Source organism: Candidatus Proelusimicrobium excrementi, from assembly GCF_937881865.1.
In the GTDB taxonomy this organism is placed as follows: domain Bacteria; phylum Elusimicrobiota; class Elusimicrobia; order Elusimicrobiales; family Elusimicrobiaceae; genus Proelusimicrobium; species Proelusimicrobium excrementi.
This window is the reverse complement of sequence record NZ_CALGEO010000001.1, coordinates 1-1,759: the sequence shown is the minus strand read 5'-3', so window position 1 is coordinate 1,759 and position 1,759 is coordinate 1. Positions and strand designations below refer to the sequence as shown.

Annotated in this window: 2 protein-coding genes; both read right to left on the bottom strand. The window is 44.4% G+C overall.

Going from position 1 to position 1,759, the window contains the following annotated elements:
* The coding region (locus ACQY26_RS00010; protein WP_428047033.1) for a leukotoxin LktA family filamentous adhesin at positions 1-389 on the bottom strand (389 nt) is incomplete at its 3' end.
* Positions 390-398: 9 nt separating this feature from the next.
* On the bottom strand, positions 399-1,759 hold a 1,361-nt coding region (locus tag ACQY26_RS00005; protein ID WP_428047032.1), incomplete at its 5' end, for a ShlB/FhaC/HecB family hemolysin secretion/activation protein.

Below are 1,759 nucleotides of genomic sequence, written 5' to 3'. Positions count from 1 at the left end.
GCCAGCGTAAGCGCGCCGACGTTTATTACGCCGCTTGCGCCCACCGCTATGCCGTTAGGGTTAAGGAAAAATACGTTTCCGCCGATTTTGCCGTCTTTAAAAGCGTTCAAAACTCCGTCTATATTGCTGATTTTGTCATGCACCAAGTTAATAAGATTTTTGGCGCCCTCGGGCAAATAAAGATTCGCGGTATGGCCTTGGTATACGTCAAACGTAGAAAAAGAGTTAAACCCCGTCTGGCCGGAAACGGTGCCGGTGTGTACGTCGGAAACATTGCCGTTCACTCTGACCGTGGTATTGGTCTTTCCGTCGGGCGTTATCATCGTGCCGAATACGGAAGAGGTCATTAAAACATAACTTAAAACTACCGCTGATATCTTTTTGAACATTTATTTTTCCTAAAAAATCTTGGCCTGGACGTAAAACAGAACTTTAGTTTCATTCTCCCCGAAGGAAGGATGTTCGTTTAAAGTCCTGGCTACGGTAAGGCTGCCGTCCAATCTGTTAAAAAATCCCATACGCAAGCCGCCGCCCGCGCTGTAAATGTCTTTATCATATCCTTCCGGCGTAATAGTGTCTTTGGAAGGATAAATGCGTCCGTAATCAAAAAATCCGAATAATTTTGCATAAGTAACAAAACGCGGAAGCGGGGAAGTAAAATCAAATTGAAGTTCACTCATAACGTCAAAACCTTTATCGGCTATAAGCATACCTTCCGTATAACCGCGTACAGTGTTGACTCCGCCTAGCTGAAATTGCTCGGAAGAAGGCAAATCATGCCCGCCCGCCTTAAGCTGGGCTTTAGCTTTAAGATTAAAAGCCAAAGGCCCCCAAACCGCCGTTTGAAATTCGCCCGAGTAATTAAACTTTGTAAATTCGTTTTTGCCTTCCAAGGCTTTTACGCCCTGCCCTGCCGAAAGCAAATTAAAAAGATATCCGCCGTTAAAAATCCAAATATTATCAAAAGCAAGGGTTATAAGATCCGTCTTGGTCGTTTGCGTACGGTAGCTGTCTACGTAGTTTGCACCGTTCTTGGCGGAAAAACTTAAATTGAAATTGCTTATCATGGTTTCCGTAACCCAAAAAGGCTTTTTGACGTAAATATAATAATCGTAAAAATGGCCGTCCACGTTTAAAGGATGCAGCGGGCCGCTGATAATTTCCGTAGTGGAATAATCAAAGCCGACACCGATTCTGGTTTTAAGCAAAGGTTCGGGTATTTCGTAAGAGGCGAAATAGCTTTCGCTTCCTTTTGAAAGCATACCTCCGAAAGTTAAAATATCCCTGTACCCGGTAAGGCTCCTTAAAACGGCGTAAGCGCCGTAACGCTCAAGGCCGGTGTCTTCCTGACCGGAATTGTCGCTGAAAGCCACCAATGATAGGCGGGAAGGCTCGGTCATTACCAAATTTATATCTGTAGTGCCATAGACTGGGCCCGGCTCTAAAGCGGCGCGGGCTTTGACGTCGTTTGAAGCGTTAAAATAGAGAATATCGCGCTCGATATCGTTTACGTTTATCATATCACATCCGATAAGCCGTATTCGCGAATTTATAAAGTTTGCGCTTGTCGTATCGTTGCCGGTTATTCTGCTTTCGTTGATTTTAGCTTCCATAAGGCTGACGAACATAACGCCGGAAGTTATATCCTGCTCGGGCAGATAAGCTTTTGCCGCGATATAGCCCAAAAGCAAATATTTATTGTTGATTTTGGTTAAGATATTATCAATATCTTCCGCGCTCAGGGGCCTGTTTGTGTATT